Origin of the sequence: Pseudovibrio sp. W64, from assembly GCF_001623145.1 — a bacterium.
GTDB lineage: Bacteria > Pseudomonadota > Alphaproteobacteria > Rhizobiales > Stappiaceae > Pseudovibrio.
This window is the reverse complement of the sequence record NZ_LMCI01000033.1, coordinates 12,654-13,842: the sequence shown is the minus strand read 5'-3', so window position 1 is coordinate 13,842 and position 1,189 is coordinate 12,654. Positions and strand designations below refer to the sequence as shown.

Annotated in this window: 2 pseudogenes; both read left to right on the top strand. The window is 50.4% G+C overall.

The window, feature by feature from the left end:
- Positions 1–54: 54 nt before the first annotated feature.
- A pseudogene (locus PsW64_RS14435) lies at positions 55–699 on the top strand (transposase); the annotation flags it as partial.
- Between the two features lie 253 nt (positions 700–952).
- Positions 953–1,189: pseudogene (locus tag PsW64_RS28235) on the top strand (IS30 family transposase); the annotation flags it as partial.

Below are 1,189 nucleotides of genomic sequence, written 5' to 3'. Positions count from 1 at the left end.
CACTCCCTTATTCAAATCCGTAAGCCTGTTCCATAGGTGCTGACGACAAACACGCAAGACCTGATCACGTCGCTCGCTTATGTGGTGATCAAGGCCGCCGATGAGTTCAAGGATAAGACAACGGTGCCAAACCAGCAGTAGCAAACCTACTTCACATATTTCAAGGTTATCGGCTGGGGTTGGTTTTACCTGTCCATCGTGCTCGATAATTACTCCCGCTACATCATTGCCTGGAAGCTATGCACCACCATGAAGGCCAAGGATGTCACCGAAACCTTGCAACTAGCGCAGGACGCCTCCGGCTGCGAGCAGCCAAAGGTACTGCATCGTCAACGCCTGCTTTCTGATAATGGCAGCTCTTACCTGTCTTCCGATCTGGCTGATTGGCTTGAGGACAAAGGCATGGACCATGTGCGCGGCAAGCCCTACCACCCGCAAACACAAGGCAAGATCGAAAGGTGGCATCAGACCATGAAGAACCGCATCCTGCTGGAGAACTACTACATGTCAGAGGATCCGGAAGCCCAGATCGCTAAGTTCGTCGAGTACTACAACAATCATCGCTACTACGAGAGCCTTTGCAACGTCACACCGGCAGATGTTTACTTCGGGCGCAACAAACAGATCCTGGAACGAAGGAAAACCCTCAAACAGAAAACACTGCAAAACCGACGCTTGCGCTACTACGCAAAAGCTGCGCTACTACGCAAAAGCCGATTAACATTAACACACAAACTGGCCAAATACTCCACTATTCAAAAGTCAATGTTGTCTAACTTCATATGATGACGGACACCAAAATCGACCTATAGTTGAAGTCCCGCACTGGCTGCTGGCAACTAGATTTAGGTTGAACGTTCGTTATTGGTCAGCTGGTACGTGCCAGGAATGTCTAGAAGTTTGGGCGGTGGGTGCAACACTTTAATCTTTAAATAGAGATGGAGTGTTCGACATGACGTATCGCCGCCGTATTTACTATTCTGCCGCACAACGAGCCGAGATTTGGGATCGCTGGCAGCGGGGAGAATAGATGAGTTCGATTGACCGTGTGTTCGACCGACAGTCCTCCTCGGTGTTTTCTGTCATTTCTCCGACCGGAGGCATCCGCCCTTCTGATCGGCATCGTGGTAAGCTGGCGCTGAGCTTGAAAGAACGTGAGAAGATATCGCGAGGTCTCAGCATCAACGCA